Annotated in this window: 15 protein-coding genes; 9 read left to right on the forward strand and 6 right to left on the reverse strand. The window is 53.9% G+C overall.

Annotated features, from left to right (window positions below; genetic code table 11):
• The first annotated feature begins 23 nt into the window (after positions 1–23).
• The 9 genes from VLX68_15115 to VLX68_15155 all read left to right on the forward strand — a co-directional run bounded on the left by VLX68_15115 (position 24) and on the right by VLX68_15155 (position 11,146).
• Positions 24–683 (forward strand): DUF4912 domain-containing protein, encoded by a 660-nt coding sequence (locus VLX68_15115; GenBank protein HUI93575.1) that lies wholly within the window; start codon positions 24–26, stop codon positions 681–683.
• 47 nt (positions 684–730) lie between these two features.
• Complete coding sequence (locus VLX68_15120; protein HUI93576.1) at positions 731–1,546, forward strand: tetratricopeptide repeat protein; 816 nt, start codon at positions 731–733, stop codon at positions 1,544–1,546.
• A gap of 38 nt (positions 1,547–1,584) precedes the next feature.
• Entirely contained in the window at positions 1,585–3,273 is a 1,689-nt protein-coding gene (locus tag VLX68_15125) for a cell envelope integrity protein TolA (protein ID HUI93577.1), read from the forward strand.
• A 649-nt stretch (positions 3,274–3,922) separates the two neighbouring features.
• Entirely contained in the window at positions 3,923–4,249 is a 327-nt protein-coding gene (locus VLX68_15130; protein HUI93578.1) for an HU family DNA-binding protein, read from the forward strand.
• Between the two features lie 639 nt (positions 4,250–4,888).
• Positions 4,889–5,224 carry an arsenosugar biosynthesis-associated peroxidase-like protein gene (locus VLX68_15135; protein HUI93579.1) on the forward strand — a complete coding sequence of 112 codons (336 nt, stop codon included), beginning with the start codon at positions 4,889–4,891 and terminating at the stop codon, positions 5,222–5,224.
• Positions 5,225–5,235: 11 nt separating this feature from the next.
• Positions 5,236–6,225, forward strand: a complete 990-nt coding sequence (gene arsS / locus VLX68_15140) for an arsenosugar biosynthesis radical SAM (seleno)protein ArsS (protein HUI93580.1) — start codon at positions 5,236–5,238, stop codon at positions 6,223–6,225.
• 57 nt (positions 6,226–6,282) lie between these two features.
• A complete protein-coding gene (locus VLX68_15145) occupies positions 6,283–8,151 on the forward strand; it encodes a glycosyltransferase (GenBank protein ID HUI93581.1) in 1,869 nt (622 codons plus the stop codon).
• A complete protein-coding gene (locus tag VLX68_15150) occupies positions 8,118–8,735 on the forward strand; it encodes a TIGR04282 family arsenosugar biosynthesis glycosyltransferase (GenBank protein ID HUI93582.1) in 618 nt (205 codons plus the stop codon). Before VLX68_15145 ends, VLX68_15150 begins: the two co-directional genes overlap by 34 nt.
• Entirely contained in the window at positions 8,732–11,146 is a 2,415-nt protein-coding gene (locus tag VLX68_15155) for an NAD(P)-binding domain-containing protein (GenBank protein HUI93583.1), read from the forward strand. Before VLX68_15150 ends, VLX68_15155 begins: the two co-directional genes overlap by 4 nt.
• Before the next feature lie 35 nt (positions 11,147–11,181).
• On the opposite strand, the gene VLX68_15160 is transcribed toward VLX68_15155, so the two are convergent.
• From VLX68_15160 to msrA, 6 genes are all read right to left on the reverse strand, one after another.
• Positions 11,182–11,631, reverse strand: a complete 450-nt coding sequence (locus VLX68_15160) for a DUF1499 domain-containing protein (GenBank protein HUI93584.1) — start codon at positions 11,629–11,631, stop codon at positions 11,182–11,184.
• 26 nt (positions 11,632–11,657) lie between these two features.
• Positions 11,658–12,392: a DUF547 domain-containing protein gene (locus VLX68_15165; protein HUI93585.1), complete on the reverse strand. Its 735-nt coding sequence runs from the start codon at positions 12,390–12,392 to the stop codon at positions 11,658–11,660.
• A gap of 61 nt (positions 12,393–12,453) precedes the next feature.
• The gene (locus VLX68_15170) at positions 12,454–13,152 is read right to left on the reverse strand and encodes a hypothetical protein (protein ID HUI93586.1); all 699 of its coding nucleotides are present in this window, start codon (positions 13,150–13,152) and stop codon (positions 12,454–12,456) included.
• Between the two features lie 203 nt (positions 13,153–13,355).
• Entirely contained in the window at positions 13,356–13,997 is a 642-nt protein-coding gene (locus VLX68_15175; GenBank protein HUI93587.1) for a VOC family protein, read from the reverse strand.
• Positions 13,998–14,069: 72 nt separating this feature from the next.
• Positions 14,070–14,717: a peroxiredoxin-like family protein gene (locus VLX68_15180; protein ID HUI93588.1), complete on the reverse strand. Its 648-nt coding sequence runs from the start codon at positions 14,715–14,717 to the stop codon at positions 14,070–14,072.
• 39 nt (positions 14,718–14,756) lie between these two features.
• Positions 14,757–15,932 carry a peptide-methionine (S)-S-oxide reductase MsrA gene (msrA, locus tag VLX68_15185; GenBank protein ID HUI93589.1) on the reverse strand — a complete coding sequence of 392 codons (1,176 nt, stop codon included), beginning with the start codon at positions 15,930–15,932 and terminating at the stop codon, positions 14,757–14,759.
• Positions 15,933–16,392: the final 460 nt, after the last annotated feature.

The raw sequence follows: 16,392 nt of genomic DNA on the forward strand, positions 1-16,392 counted from the left end.
GCACGAAAAAAGGGAGGAACACCATGAAAAGATCTTTTGAAACCCAAGAGTCAGGCACGGAGCACAAACCATCCGGCCGTGAAGATAGGCCAGGCGGTCAGCGGTCCGACGACTTGGTCGTTTCCGGCGATTTCGATGACGGGTTCAGCTCTTCTTCGCTGCAGCGGCCGGCATCGCGGCCCAGATATTTTTTCCGCCCCGACATTCCCGAAGAGTACGGCCAGACGTACATGCGCGCGCTCCCGAGGGACCCTGAATGGATTTACGTGTATTGGGAAATCAACGACGATACGAAGAATTCGCTCATCCAGAAAATGGGGACGCCGGCGTTCGAGTCTTCCGTGCGAGTACTACGTTTGATTGACGTGAGCGGAATCGACTACAACGGCTCGAACGCCAGCCGATACCAGGACACGCCCATCGAGGACTACACCAGGGCCTGGTATTTTCACGTCAAGAAAGAGGGAAAGACCTTCGTCGTCGAGTGCGGATTCCTCACCCAGGACGGCAAATTCTTCGCCGCGGTCCGCTCGAATCCCGTCGAGGTTCCCAAACGCGGCCTGAGCGCCGATGTCGACGCGCAGTGGCATGCGGCAAACACCCCCGAGTTGATCAAGGCGTCCGCCCACGGCATGCGGGGGACCTCAGGCGCGAGCGAAAGCAGATTCGACACCAGGCTGTGATCCTGCGATCAATTTTTTCTTCACCTCACATATTTTATATTTAAAGTATGGACTACGAAATCACCGATTTCGAGCAGGACGTCATTGAAAAAAGCAAAGAGATCCCGGTGCTCGCCGATTTCTGGGCGGAGTGGTGCGCTCCCTGCAAAGTGCTTGGCCCGATTTTGGAGCGGCTGGCGGAGAAAAACGCCGGCAAATGGATATTGGTAAAAGTAAACACCGAGGCCCACCAGGACGTCGCCCTGCGGTATAAAATAGGGAGCATACCGGATGTAAAGCTCTTTATCGGCGGCGAGGTGGTGGACGAGTTCCTGGGTGCGCTGCCTGAGGAGCTTATCGTAAAGTGGCTCAAGGAAGTAATCCCGGGAAAGTACGACGCCCAGATGAAGGAATCGCTCGACCTGCTCAAAAGCGGCCAGGCGGAGCGGGCCGCCGTGCTGCTCGAACAGGTGTTGGAAGCTGAACCGGGAAATAGTGAAGCAAAAGTTCTGCTGGGACGGGCACTCATCTTCTCAGACCCCGACCGTGCGGAATCCCTGTGCCGGGAAGTCCAGCCTGGCGATGAGGTTTACGAAACCGCGGAAATGGTCCTTCAATGTTCTGCGCTCTTGAAAAAGAGAAATGATCCTGATGCGCTGGCTGACGCTCCTGTCAAGGCCTTGTACCTTGATGCCATCGATTCCCTTTCGCGCCAGGATTTCGATTCGGCGCTGGGTAAAATGATCCGGGTGATGGAAAAAGACCGGGCATTCGAAGGCGACGGGGCAAAAAAAGCCTGCATTGCCATTTTTCATTGCTTGGGTGAGGATCATGAGATTACCAAGAAACACCGGCATGCGTTTGGAAGGGTGTTGAATGTGTAAGATAGCAGTGCCCAGATTATATTTTAATAGTCGGTATCATGATTACGATCAACCAACAAAAGATCACTTTAACCACCTTCAAGGAGGCCAATATTAAAACGATCTTTATCATTGCGGGAGCCTGTGCCGCGATCCTGATGCAGGGATTTTCCGGGGGTAGTGCCTCGGGCGAGGCCGCGGCCTCATCAGGGGCCGACGACCTTATAAGCATGGCGAGGTCCGGGGTGGATGAGGAGGTGCTCCAGACATACATCGAATCGTCGCAAAAGACCTATGATTTGAGTGCCGACGACATTATCACGCTCAAGGATCTCGGCGTTTCGTCAAAGGTCATCAGGGCCGCCTTGGTTCACGGCCGCCAGGTCGACACTGCGGAGGCGCGCGAGGAAATAAAGGAGGCGGCCAACGATACCGCCGCTGCGCCGCCCGTTCTTTCAGCCTCAGCCGTTGTCCCGCCCTCCGACAGCCCGACCATGTCGTTTTTTTATGAATCGCTCGCACCGTACGGAAATTGGGTCAACATAGACGGTCAGTGGTGCTGGCAGCCCAATGCGGAGGTTGTCAATCCCGAATGGGCCCCTTATTTCAACCGCGGTCACTGGGTGTATTCCGATTGGGGCTGGTGCTGGGTATCGGATTATTCATGGGGCTGGGCGCCATTCCATTATGGACGGTGGCTTCATCACCGCACCCATGGATGGTGCTGGGTGCCCGGCACTGAGTGGGGGCCCGCATGGGTCTCTTGGAGGATGGGAGACCAATACTGCGGATGGGCGCCACTGCCGCCGAACACCCGCTACGTGGAAAATGAAGGATGGTATTTCGGGGCGTCACGCGCCGGCGTTGACTTTGAGTTCAACCTGACGCCCGACGAATATCACTTTGTGCCCACCGGCCACTTTTGCGATGCGCACCCGTGGGGGCATACGGTGCCTTCGGTCCGGGCCGATGAAGCGTACCGGCGCACCTCTTTTGTCAAGAACGGTTATAGTTACGACAGGGGGCACTTCGTCAATCGCGGACTGCCGGTCGAGGTTGTTTCCAAAGCGGCGAACAGGAAAATAACGGCCGTTCCCATCGTGAGCAGGAACCTGAGCCCGGGCCAGCCCATCCAGCACGCCCAGATGAGGAACAACGGGCTGGTTGTATACAAACCCGCGATATCGCCGGCGGCGCGAGAAAACCCCGAGGCCGTCAACGCACGGCTGCAGAGAACGTCGGCGCGGGCGACCCCGCCGGCGCAGGATTTCGCAAAACGTCAGCAGGACGCGATCGCGCAAACGGTGCAGCGGCAGAGTGCGGCGGCCCAGAATGCGATTAAGGAAAAAGCCGATCTCGAAAAGGCCGCGCAGGCCGAAGCCGATGCTAAGAAGCGCGCGGCGTTGCAGGCCGAGGCCGATGTCCGGACGATGAGGGCACAGCAGGCCCAGGCGCATGTCGCGCAAATCAAGGCTTGGACCCCGCCCAAGGCGCCTCCGGCAATGCCGCAATCAAAAGTGGTGCAGCAGCCGGCGCCCGAAAAGCAAGAGCAGGTCCGGACCCTGGTACAGGCCCAGGTGCAGCAAGAGGCGCGGGAAGAACAGCAGCGGCAAAAGACAATGGAAGAAATGGTCAGGGCGCCCCGCGTTGAGCAGCCTCGCGCCGCGCCCCCGCCGAAGGTCGAACAAAAAAACAACAATGTCCAAAACAACAATGCACCCCGCGGAAGAGAGCCGGAGAAAAGATGAGGTAGGCGCCCCCCGGTGGAGGCCGCGTTGTTCCCCGGCGTTCACGTCCGGGCAAAATGTCAAGTTCGCGGTTGCTGAGAAATCCGGGATTTTACTCGGAAATATCAAAAAAAAGGGATCTTTGCGTTCGAGCAAAGATCCCTTTTTGCGTGGCGGAGAGGCTGGGATTCCTCGCCATGATCCGTAACTTATTGATTTCACCTAAAGTCTTCTGCCGACCGCTTCAAAACTGCACCAAACGCACCAGGAAAAGATAAAAAATTTTGAAAAAGAACGAGTAGAAAAATATCTTGTCGCACACTAGATATGAAAAACAAATTTTCAGTTTTCATTCCAAAATATTTCTCCTAGCCCGCCGTTTTGTTCTTGCCTTGTAAACCCGCATAATATGTTTTTTTTCCATCGGATTCCCGATTTAAGCCTCGCGGCGCGAGATCAAGATCTCATTTAAAGGCGTTTTTAGCGTGAAGCATCTTGCGGCGTTGGCGGTGCTTTCATTGACGCTGCGATACAAATGCGAGTTCGCTTTTTGGGACAACAAAAATCACAAAGTCACCCGCGTATGTCAAATTGGATCGTTATCGATTACCAGCTTGTCCGCGCTTTGCTGGGCCAAACGCCGTTTGACAAATAACGAAAAGATTTAGCCATGTCGAATGTCACCAAAAAAGACCTTGTCCAAACCGTTTCAGACAAAACGGGCCTTACCCAGGTTGATACCGGGATAATTCTTGAAAGCTTTCTTGAGGCGGTTTCTTCGTCGCTGAAACAAGGCAGGAACATCGAAATCCGCGGCTTCGGGAGGTTCAAGATCAAAAAAACGAAGGCCAGGGAGGCAAGGAACCCCATGACAGGTGAAGCGGTGCATATCAATGCGGGGATCAAGCCTGTTTTCAAGGCATCGAGGGAGCTGACTGCACGTCTCCGTACGGCCCACGCCAAAGTGGAGCTTATGTCCCAGTTTGACCATCCGTGACCTCTTTCCATATTATATAAGGTATACTGCCACTACCGCCTGGAAGTCCACATCGTACCCCCTGAGGCATCGAAAGAATAGGCAAATATTTGACTCCCGGTGGAGAAGTCGAATTCAAACTTGTTCGCCGTAAAATCGAAGGCAATCCGATTTGTGAAAGAACTTTGGGGTAAAGGCGAGTTCCACGGTCATTCCGCAAAGGGACGTTGTAATTAGAAATAAAAGGGTGAACCTCCTCATGTTTGAAAAATATTAGACGGCACGAATTGGACCATGGAATATCTTCCGGGTCTTGTTACTGGAGTACTGGAGGGATTATCTTGGTAACTATTCCCATCGCGTTTATGGCGAATATGGCACTTCCGCCCACCGATATGGTTATCATTATTATTTTAGGAAGGCGGCATAACGGATGGTATTTTTCCATAGGTCGTCTTAAAACATTGAGCCATTAGGGCTGAGCGCGTGGGGACATTTTCTCTGTCAAATTGTCTTGAAGTCGAGCAACCGATCATCACATTAACCGACCACTAGTGATGTTGCATTCCGGGATAGAAACCTCTCGACGAGCTCAGGCATCCTCTAACTTGTTTCATCAAGTCGGCATTACGCGCCGATCGAAACGGAAAGGAATCTTTCATGGCTCACCAGTATTATGAAAGTGCGGATTTGGCCGATTTCCCCAACATCGAGGAATTTGCGCGCGACCAGGGAAAGGCCTTTTTCGACTACTATGGCTGCTCCACCACAGCGGGAAAGCTCACAGAGCGCGAAAAGTCTTTAATAGCCCTTGCCGTTGCCCATACTGAGCACTGCCCATATTGTATCGACACCTACACCACAAAGTGCCTTTCTCTCGGTCTTACCAGCGACGAGATGATGGAGGCGGTGCACGTGGGCGCATCGATGGTCGCGGGCGCCGTATTGGCACATGCCACCCAGATGAGAAAAATCATTCGGAAAAATGAGATGTAGCGCGGTCTGCGATGGAACCACAAACTACCCCTTTTGAAAAGAAATTGCGGGCAACATCGCTGTTCCCGCTTTTGAGCCAGGACATTATTACCTTGCAGATCAATGTGGGGAGGCGTTGCAATCTCCAGTGTAAACATTGCCACGTTGAGGCAGGGCCGGGCCGGACCGAGGTGATGTCGCGCGCAACGCTCGAAAAATGTCTCGCCATCGCGGCAGGGCCGTCCATAGCCACCATCGATATTACCGGCGGGGCGCCGGAAATGAACCCGCACGTTGAGTGGTTCATTGATGCCGCGGCCAAACTCGGGAAGCGGCTGATTGTGCGCTCCAACCTGATTATCCTTCTCGAAAAGGAATACGAATGTTTTCTGGATGTTTACGTACGCAACAAGGTGGAACTGGCTGCGTCACTGCCGCATTGGAAGGCGGAGAAATGCGACCGCCAGCGCGGAACGGGCGCGTTCGACAAAGTTGTTGGAGTCATTCGGATGCTCAACGGCCGTGGATACGGTCGTGAGGGCAGTGGTCTGGTTTTGGACCTGGTGCACAATCCGATTGGATCGTTTCTGCCCGGGCCGCAGTCCGCACTCGAACAGGAATACAAAGCCGAGCTGGGGACCGTTCATGGCATCAGCTTTAATAAACTCTTTTGCCTTACCAACAGCCCGGTGGGCAGGTTCAAGGAGTATCTTTCCGCCAAGGGCTGCTATGAGGAATACATGGCGACGCTCGATCGGGCATTTAATCTGGGCGCCGCGGAGAATGTGATGTGCCGCACCACGCTGTCTATCGGGTGGGACGGTGCAATTTACGATTGCGACTTCAACCAGATGCTCGGCCTCAAGGTAGACCATGCTGCGCCGAACCATATCGAGAAATTCGACCTGCGCGCCTTGCGGCAACGGCGAATCACTCTGGATGATCATTGCTATGCGTGCACTGCGGGGCAAGGTTCCTCATGCCAGGGCGCTGTGGGGAAGCCAGCTGTTGTGCGCTCCTGACTTATCCCTATGACTCCCGCATTCTTCATCGCATTTTACGGGCTTGTATTTGCTGGTATGATTGGCTTGTGGCGTTTATGGCCCAAGCGCGGACCGTTGTGGGCCGTCTTTCTCCTTGCCGTTGCTTTTCGTGCCGCGCTCCTGCCGTTTCCGGCCAATAGCGATGTGAACCGGTACATATGGGAAGGGAAAGTCCAGAACGCCGGATACAACCCCTATGCGCTTGCGCCGGACTCGCCCCGTCTAGCGGCGCTTCGCGATTTTACGTGGAAAGGAGTCAACCATAAGTCTGTGCCCGCCGGGTATGGTCCCGTTGCCGAACTCCTGTTCCGGTTGTGCGCTGCAAGAACAACGTCGCCGTTCTTTTTCAAGATCATCTTTACCTTGTTTGATCTCGGCGTCATGCTTTTTCTGGCCCTGCTCATGCGCACTTGGTCAATGGAGCCAGGGCATCTTCTCCTCTATGCGCTTAATCCGCTCGTGTTGTATGCAATAGCGGGAGAGGGGCATCTTGAAAGCGTCATGCTCTTCTGGATCGCAGGCTCTTTTTACTTTTTTCGTAAACAAAACCATATCCTCACGTTTCTTTTCTTCGGCCTGGCGTGTGCCACAAAGCTCACGCCGGTTTTTCTGTTTCCGTTTTTGCTCAGGCGAAACAACGTCGCTTGGTCGATTCTTGCGCTCGCGCCTATTGGCCTTTACGGATTGTATCTGGCGCCCGGTCTATCATTTCTTTCAGTACCGCTGCAATTTGCCACCATGTTTCATTTTAACGGTTTTGCGGCAACGATTCTCTCGTGGTTCATGCCCTTTTCACTGGTCCCTGTGTTTTGCCTCGCGCTGTTGATCGTTGTGATGCTGTATCTGTTCTTCTTTACGCCGGATCGTTTACGCGCTGCATTTTACGCGGCCGGCGCATTTTTTCTGGTCTCAACCACCGCGCATCCATGGTACCTGTTGCTCGCCACGATACTATTGCCGTTCTACCAGTCGCGGCCTTGGATTCTGTTGCACCTTACCGTCGGGTTTGCGGCACTTGTCAACATTGGCTACGTGGAAACGGGTGTGTGGAAAGAATCGTCCCTGTTATGGGCCGCCGAATATATTCCGTTTGCCCTGCTTTCGCTGTGGGGCTTTTTCCGTGGCGCATCGTTTGCGCCGGCACAATACCCGCCGCCCTCGTTTCTCTCAATAGTCATTCCAACCCTCAACGAGCGGGAAAACATCGTTGCGTGCATCAACGCCATTGTGCCGTGCGAGGCGCTTTGCCACGAGGTCATCGTGGCGGACGGCGGGTCGGCCGACGGGACCCGCGATGTCCTCAGGAACCTTCCGGCCGTGCGGGTCGTGACATCGGCGCAGGGTCGCGGCATTCAAATCCGGCAGGGCATTGCTGCGGCACGAGGAGACGTCATTCTTGTATTGCACGCAGACAGCAGGCCGGACAAAACCCTGATTTCCCGGCTCGCCACCGTTCTTGGAAAAAACCCGCATGTTTCCGGCGGTGCGTTTCGCGCCCGGTACCAAAGTGCCCGGAGTCGGTATACGCTCACATCGCTGCTCAATAACGGCCGGACAATGCTTACCGGCATTTCTTTTGGCGACCAGGCACAGTTCTTCCGTACGGCGGCGATTGGAGACCGGTTCCCGGCGTATAAAATCATGGAGGATGTAGAGCTTTCCTTTCTCATGAAGGAACGCGGTTCGGTGGCGTTCCTTCCCTGCAGCATAGGCAATTCGGTGCGAAAGTGGGAGCGCGACGGCTATGTGCGAAATTTCGTTATAGTTTTATGGCTCAATTTGAAATATGTACTGCAACGAAGGTTCGGGCTCGTTTCTTCAGATTGCGAAGACTATTATGTTCGCTATTATCAAGGAAAGCAAGGTTTGCAATGGCAGGCTCAATTGCCTTACGCCGCACAGTGATAGTATTTGCAAAAGTGCCCCAAAAGGGCGCTGTCAAAACGCGGATCGCCGCGACGCACGGCGACGATTGCGCGCTGGCAATTTACATTGCCATGCTGCAATGCACCGCCCAAACGCTCGTGCGATTTCACCATCACGTGGCATACACGGGCGCGCAGGCCCCCCGCGAACTTGCCAGGTATTTTCCCAGGGCAACGTCGTTTTTCCGGCAGCAGGGGAGAACATTGGGAGAGCGCCAGAAGAACGCGTTTCTGCACTGCGCCGGGCTTGGATACGACAGGTTCTGTCTCATCGGATGCGATTGCCCCGGCCGCACCGGCGGGGACATCGCGGCTGCGTTCGCCGCACTTGACAATGGATACGACGCTGTAATCGGGCCGGCCGCCGACGGCGGTTACCATCTAATCGCCGGATCGGCCGAATGCACCGGTCTTTTCGACGTGCAGGGCTGGAGTACACCCCGTCTCCTTTCCAAAACGCTTGAAGCGGCAAAGCAGCTTGGGATTTGTTGTAGGTTGCTGGAACCCAGAAGCGATATCGATACCTACGCCGATTTCCTCACATGGAGAGGCCCGGCGCGATGAAATTCCCATTTCTCTACTTTGGCTGGCTCCAGAAGGACAACCCCAGCGGCACGGTGGAGCGGCTGCCGGAGCTTACCGACCGGTTTGAAACGTCGGTGCCGGGCCTGTATTGCATTGGCGACCTTACCGGAGTCCCTCTTATCAAGCTTGCCGCGGAATCAGGTAGCCGCCTCATGAAGCAATTGTCTGCCGACGAGACGTTCGCGGCGGAGCGGAACCGGAAAGCCGGCGATGTCTACGACCTGATCATCATCGGCGCCGGACCTTCGGGGGTTTCGGCAAGTATCCGAGCTCTGGAGCTCGGTTACAAACACTTGATTGTCGAGTCGTCGCGAGCGTTCAACACCATCGGCAACTTTCCGGCGGGCAAACCCATCTACGTTACGCCGGCAGGCCCCGTGCAATCGCCGCTTACGTTTACGGACGGTTCCAAAGAAACGCTCATTGCGCAGTTGCGCGCGGGCATGGCCGTTAAGAACATCCCGCTTCACGAAGGCGAAATGGTCAAAAACATCACCGGGAGCTCGGGCCGCTTCTCCGTGGAAACGGCGGCAGCGACGTACAAGGCGCTCAGGGTGGTGATTGCAATCGGCAAGACCGGTGCCACCCGGTCGCTCGGCGTTCCCGGGGAACGTCTTCCAAAAGTGTTTTCACGCCTCATTGACCCGGGTCTGCATCATGGGCAGGATATTCTTGTTGTCGGCGGCGGCGACAGTGCGGTCGAGGCTGCGGTCGCGCTTGCAAAGAGCGGCAACCGCGTCACCCTTTCGTATCGCAAGGCATCCCTAGGTAGGCCCAAAGAGCGAACCCTGAGGAGCTTTAACGATCTGGCGCAGGCGGGCGTCGTAACGCCCCTGTTTGAATCCAAGGTCAAGGAAATACGCGAAACCGACGTGTTGCTTTCAACAAGGCGCGGCGATACCGCTATTCCCAACGCGGTTGTTTTTGTCTTGATAGGCTCCGCTCCACCCGTCGGGTTTTTCAAAAAAGCCGGAGTACGGCTGCAAGGCGAATTCGGATTCCCGGACAAAGTCGCGCTGGCCGCGTTTTTGTTTTTTGCAATGATGCTTTACTTTGGAAAAAAAGCTCCGGTAGCTGCCATATCGGGCCTTGGTGATTTCGTGCGATTGCCGCTGATGCTGGGCGGCTTTGCATGGCCGCAGCAAGTAGACGGCCTGGCAGCCTGGTTCGGATTTGTCTGCTTTGCAATCATCGGGCTCCTGCTCGCGGCATACTCCGCGAAGAAGATTAAGCAGAATGCTTTGAGCGTTTGGAATGGTTTCAAGTTCGGTTACTACCTCGCGATTTCGGTTTTTGTCTGTTACCTTTACATAGCGTATAAACTTCTGGCGCAGCGGCCGCTGCTTTTCGACATGGGTGACTGGTATACCGCGCTGTACTCCCTCACCATTGTGATCTTCGGGCTCCGACGTATGTATGTGAGGAGCACCGGGTACATCACCAGACAAACGCTTACGTTAATGGCGTTCCAGGTACTGCCGCTGTTCGTTGTGCCGCTCTTCGTGCTTCCGTACATGGGATCGCATCATCTGCTGCCGGCCTGGATCATGGAAGCGGTTTTTCCGAACCAGTCCTACTGGCGCGCATTCGGATTTATTTTGGCATGGCCGCTCTTCATCTACAACGCGGCAACTGGTACGCCCACCATGTTTTGGCTAGTCTTAGGAATCCTTCAGACCTTTGTTGTTGTTCCGTTCATAGTTTACAAATGGGGCAAAGGCGCGTACTGTGGTTGGGTGTGTCCATGTGGGGCAATGGCGGAATCCCTTGGGGACGAACACCGGACACATGCGCTGCACGGCCCAACCGCCAAGAAAGCAGAGAATTTGGGACAAGCCGTTTTGTGGCTTGCCGTACTGGTCACCATCGCGAGCCTTGCCGCAGGGACCGGCAGTCGCGGTTCAAACAGCGTGCTCGAAGCGTACAGCCTCATCGTTGACATCGTGCTCGCTGGCGTGATCGGCCTTGGCGCATATTTCCATTTCTCGGGCCGCGTCTGGTGCAGGTTTTTTTGTCCGCTTGCCGCCCTCATGCATATCTACGGTCGATTTTCACCATACCGCATCATGGCAAACAAGAAGCGCTGCATTTCGTGCAACATCTGCACCAAGGTTTGTCACATGGGAATCGACGTGATGAACTTTGCAAACAAAGGCGTTCCCATGAACGACGTGCAATGCGTCCGCTGCAGCGCGTGTATCGTGAATTGCCCTTTGCAGGTGCTCACGTTTGGCTCCGTGGGATCAGCAGATCTTGAAAACGACAGGTACAGAAAGGCCCGCGTCCCGCTGTCGCGGGGCTGGCAGAGCGGACTTTTGAAGAAGGACATCGATATGCTGCTTGCAGAAGAAGAAACCCAATCGGCATCCGCGAACTCCAACCCACCTTAACCCCATCCGCAGAATACAAAAGCCGGACACAGTGCTCACTTTGACAAATCGAATTTTGCCCGGATCGTCTCCATGCGCTTGCGGTTGACTCCCATGTCGCCGTAGCCGAGCCGCGAGGCCGATCTGAATTGAATCGTTTTTGTGCTGTCGTCGAGCACGAATTCCACGTCGTCGACAAACCGCCACAGAAACGAAGTGAATTCAACATCAAGATAGTTGCCGGTGTCTGAAATGATCCTGGTGCGGGGGAGAGAGTCGATCACCCGGATGAGCTTTTGCTTCGCTTCGACGTTGGTCCCGGTGTAGGTCAATGGCTTGATGGCGTGGGTCTTGTCGGACGCAAACGTCGATACGCAGTTGGGTGATTGGGGACATGGCGCGAGCTTGCCGCTCTGCATGCCGAGATTCGAGGGGCGCGTTCCGGAGCACACGCACAAAACCAGGAAAATGCCACAGCCCAGGGCCTCTGTAAACATCCGGTTCATTTCCTACTCCTTTGAAAAAGTGAACTTCACGGGCACTTGTCCACTTTGTTTAGCGACCAGTTGTATTCGTTAAAGTGAATATCCGGCCCCACTGGACGAGCCAGGGTGGCCGCGATAAACGATGAAAATGACCCGAAAGCCTTCTTGAAATCGTCGCCATACCATTCGAAGATTTTCGAAACGTTCATTGAATGATCAGAGAAGGTGTTCCGGGTTGTGTCCATGAGAAAGGCCGAGGCAGCGCGCTTGAATTGCGCGTTCAGGCTGTCTCCGGTGTACGGCGTGTTCTGCAAAACCGGGCAGCTTTTCGACGCGCATACGAGCGCGAAATGAATGCGCGGGTCTTTGAACTGCTTTCGGAGAATATCGGTTTCGATGTTGTCAAGCGACACCGTATCGCCAAGCAGAGGTATGAATTTGACGCCCCACGGATTGGGAATGTCCCTGATACCCGTTTTTAGCGGAAGGTGGCGCACGACGAGGTCGATGGTGTACAAGTTGTAAAGGTTGATGTAGTAGGCGATTTGATCGCTGCGGGAAAGCGCGGCGATGCCGGTACGGCTCACTGAAGTCAATTCGGTCCTGGCCTTATCCATGACACGGGGATTTATCGCAAGCATATCGTAGGCGACGCCTCCTCGGCACACATATTCGGAAAGCAAGGCGCTGTAGTTACGGTAAGAAGGATCGGACCCGAGCGCCGGGGCGGAAATGGAAACGATTGACAGAAAACATAGCGTGAAAAGAGTTTTGCGGTTCATTACCTGCCACTTTGAATGTGGATTTGCGAATGTGCTTGTGGCTGCCGATGACGCCGGTCGTTTACTGCGGCAAGAGCCAATCGTTGGAACCTTTCAACTGTACCGCAACATCGGTGAACCAGACGCGGAACGTGCTGTCTGCGCCGGGCCGGTTGAGCGACACGAGCAACGGTCCCACGCGGCGATTTTCCTCCCACAGGTTGGTGCGCGTGGGAGCCGCCGCATTTCCCCTTCGGTAAGCCCATTGCTTTACGCGATTCCTGTTGTCGACAAAAAGATCGAATGCGTCACCCGGCGTGTAGCCGCCGGCGGGCGGAAAGGCTATAGTGACCCGGGTCGCGGTTCCGGTGCCGATGGGTACGGGCTGGTTTGGGGCGACGGTAACTATCGCTGAGGTATCCCACGCAAGATGGAAGGGAAAGAGCAGCCAGTATTGGTCGTTGATAAACTGCGCGTCGACCTTGCGAAAACTCGTGTCCGGTGATCCGCCACGGGCGTAGGAAACCGGCGCCGCGCCCGGTTCCTGCATGGTTACTCGGCCACCGCTCACGTCCCACAGCCACGACCGGGAAATCGTTTTTCCGTTGAACTTCACATTGAAAGTATACTTTATCTTGCCGACAAGACAAAACGAATCGAGACCGTATGCCTTGGCTAACTGCAAAGGAAGGCTGTTCTTTTCCGTTTGGGGCCTTGCGCAGGAGATGCCAAGAACCAAGAGTAGGAGAATCGATCTTGTCAAAGTGGGTGACACAACCATGGAAGCCTCCCTTGTTTGCAGACGAGAAAAATACCAGGTCCCGCCGACAGTACCTTGGCGCGAACAGTGTGCCAGACAAGACACAAGCACAAGAGAGCTGCAACGGGACGAAACATTCTTGTTTTTGTAAGGAGATTCTCAATAATTGCTGTTCCAGCGAATGCAAGCGGCATTTCCATCGGGCATTCCTTTGAGTCAGAGAATCATCGGGCGGGGGCCAGCTTCACCAGAGCGATAATGTAGCCGTCCGGATCGCGCACGAACGCCTCTGTTCCCCAATCGTAGTTGCGTGGCTCCTGGACAATTGAATACCCGGCCTTTCTGAACCGCTCCACCATGGCCGCCACATTTTCCACCTCAAAATGCGGATACATGCCAATTCCCCTGCTCTTTTGGGAAGCGCGTGCATCTTCCCAGCCCCAGTGGTTCTGCCATAAGTAGATCCCAGCGTTGGCTGATTCCAGCGTGGCAAAGCCGTTTGCTTGCGAGGTGAGCGAGAGTCCGAGGCAGTCACGGTAGAACTTCAGAGATCTTGCGATATCGGCGACCTCGATCAGTATGTGATGGAGAACTGGCCTCGCTGCCACCCGGCCCAGAATAGAGTCCGCTTGAGTCGACCATATTTGGCTGGGCAAGGCAACGAAAATCAGCAATGCAGCAGCAAATCCAATTGTCACAAACTCATTCTTGCGCCGCGCCATGTGACCCCCCCGTGCCTTGACGTGTTTGGAAACTCCGAATTTAGCTTCTAAGCTATGCCTGCAATCTTCGCGCTCCTTGAGTTCGGGTTTTGTTGGAAGGATATTCAAGAAGAGCGTATTTGAATAATAGCGTGTGTCAACCACTATAAATACCTGATATCGAAATTGGCAATATCAAGGTTCGAGACTCTGTCCAGACCTTTACTCTCGGCTGAGTTACGGCCTTGCCTTTTTTGCGGCATTCATTAAATCGTCGGGGTTGACACGGACCTTAATGTCTGGATTGAAATAGACGAAATGAATGATGCCCTTTTGATCCACTACATAGGCGGCTGGCACAGGTAGGAGGTGGAGACTGTTGCCGGTGCTCGAATCCAGCGATATGCCTCGGTCTTGCATCTTCGTTAGGGTTTCATGATTCACTTGGTAAGCCAGCCCGAATCTCCGGGTAATTTCCATCGAGCGATCAGAGAGCAGAGTATAGTTGATATGATGCTTGCCCAAGCTTTCCTTAAGGTTCTGCGGTTTGTCTGGACTTATGGCCAATATCTGATAACCCATTTCTGTTAATTTAGGTTCAATCTTTACCATTTGGCCCATTTGCAGATTACAGTAAGGGCACCAGCCTCCACGGTAGAATATTACGACACTGGGTTTTTGGGCGATAAGCTTCTTAAAGTCTACATCCTTGCCTTTGATCGTTGAGAGAATTCCATCCGGCACCGAATCCCCAACGGCTAGGGGGTGAACTTCCTGGGCAGTAAGCGGTACAGGATTTTCTTGGGAAGCAGCCACGTCAATTCCTCCAGGTACAACCGCTAAAAACAAAATCACAATTGAACAGGTTAAGAACATTTTGCGCATTTGTCAATCCATGGATCTTGGGATGTATTCTGTTTAAGGCTACTTCTTAAAAATAGCGGTGAATTCTCCATAGCCCTCCTTCTCCAAATCTTTCGCAGGCACGAATCGCAAGGCTGCGGAATCGATGCAATAACGCAAATGTGCGGGTGGAGGTCCATCATTGAACAGGTCTCCAAGATGCGAATTGCCGATGCGGCTATGAACCTCGGACCCGGTCGTCGCCACCGCGGCATGATTGGTTTCCACGACGTTTTCCTTGACCAATGGTTTGGTGAAACTCGGCCAACCGGTGCCGGACTCAAACTTGTCTTTTGAGCTGAAGAGCGGTTCGCCGGTAACGATGTCCACATAGATGCCTTCTTGATGATTGTTCCAGTAGGGATTTTCGAACGGTGCTTCGGTTCCCTTTTCCTGAGTTACCTCATATTCAATCGGCGTCAGCATTTTTTTGAGAACCAAATCAGGAGGTTTTGAAAAAACAAACAGAGTAACGGTATCCGCTTTCCAGCCTTTATCTTTCCATGTTTTCTCCAGGAATTGGTCCCGGCCGGAGCCGTTTCGGTATCGGTGGTAATCGTCCGGATTTTTCAAATAGTAGTCCTGGTGATAGCCCTCTGCTTCGTAAAAAGTGGAAGCGGGGATGATCTTGGTAGCAATCGCTTTTTTTCCAAATACCCCCGCATGTTCCAGGCTCATCTTTGTGGCCTCGGCTAGCGTTCTCTGTTGAAGGGTGTGGTAAAAAATTACCGATTGATATTGGGGGCCACGGTCAACAAACTGGCCGCCTCCATCTGTTGGATCATTGGATCTCCAGAAGGCGTTCAGAAGCTGCAGGTAACTGATTTTTCGAGTATCATAGATTATCTGGATCGACTCCATGTGTCCCGTTCCACCGGCGCCCACCTCTTCATATTTAGGATTGGCCTTTGTTCCGCCGGTATAACCTGCCAACACTTTGATAACCCCGCTAAGCTTTTCAAAGGGCGGCTCCATGCACCAGAAACAGCCGCCGGCGAATGTTGCTGTGGCTGTATCCTTTGAAAAAACCGGAACAGTAGCTTTGGTGCCCTCTTCTAACGATGAGTTGCCGGAACAGGAGAGAGCCATGGCGCAGAGAACTGCTGCAGGTGCGAATCTCATTAATAAGACCTCTTTATGCGTACCGCAATGCAATATAATACGGTGCTTGGTTTGGCCCGTAAACACGGTATTCATTACCGCCTGCTTATTGGTAATTATTCCGCAATTCACATGCCAAGCCCAAGGTTTTGTATTCCTAAAATCAAATTGGCCAATGTGGTTCGAGAGCCGAGTTGGCCGTCTCTCCCTCGTTTGTAAAATAGTCGACGATTTCCAAGCCGTTTCACTCATCCAAAAATCACGATGCCTTCGCCTCTCCTGAACATTTGCGAAGCATTTTATTGTCCATGGAATAGTACTGGGAGGTACCAAGGGGATCTGGGCGCGAGTCGCCGAAGGGCCCCGTTCCTTTTCAAAGAAGTGTCTAATGCACAAGTGCCCCGCGCGGATGCCCAGACCATCTCCTTGATCGTGTTCCCTCTTATCGTTCGCAATGGCCTAGACGAAATATTTGACGCCCGGGTGCCCCGCGTGACCCGACCCGATCCTCTAAACCCGTGTGCCCTGGATCTGCGATCCTGGTTCTTCCCTGATG

It is taken from the genome of Chitinivibrionales bacterium (assembly GCA_035516255.1).
Taxonomy (GTDB): Bacteria; Fibrobacterota; Chitinivibrionia; order Chitinivibrionales; family FEN-1185; genus FEN-1185.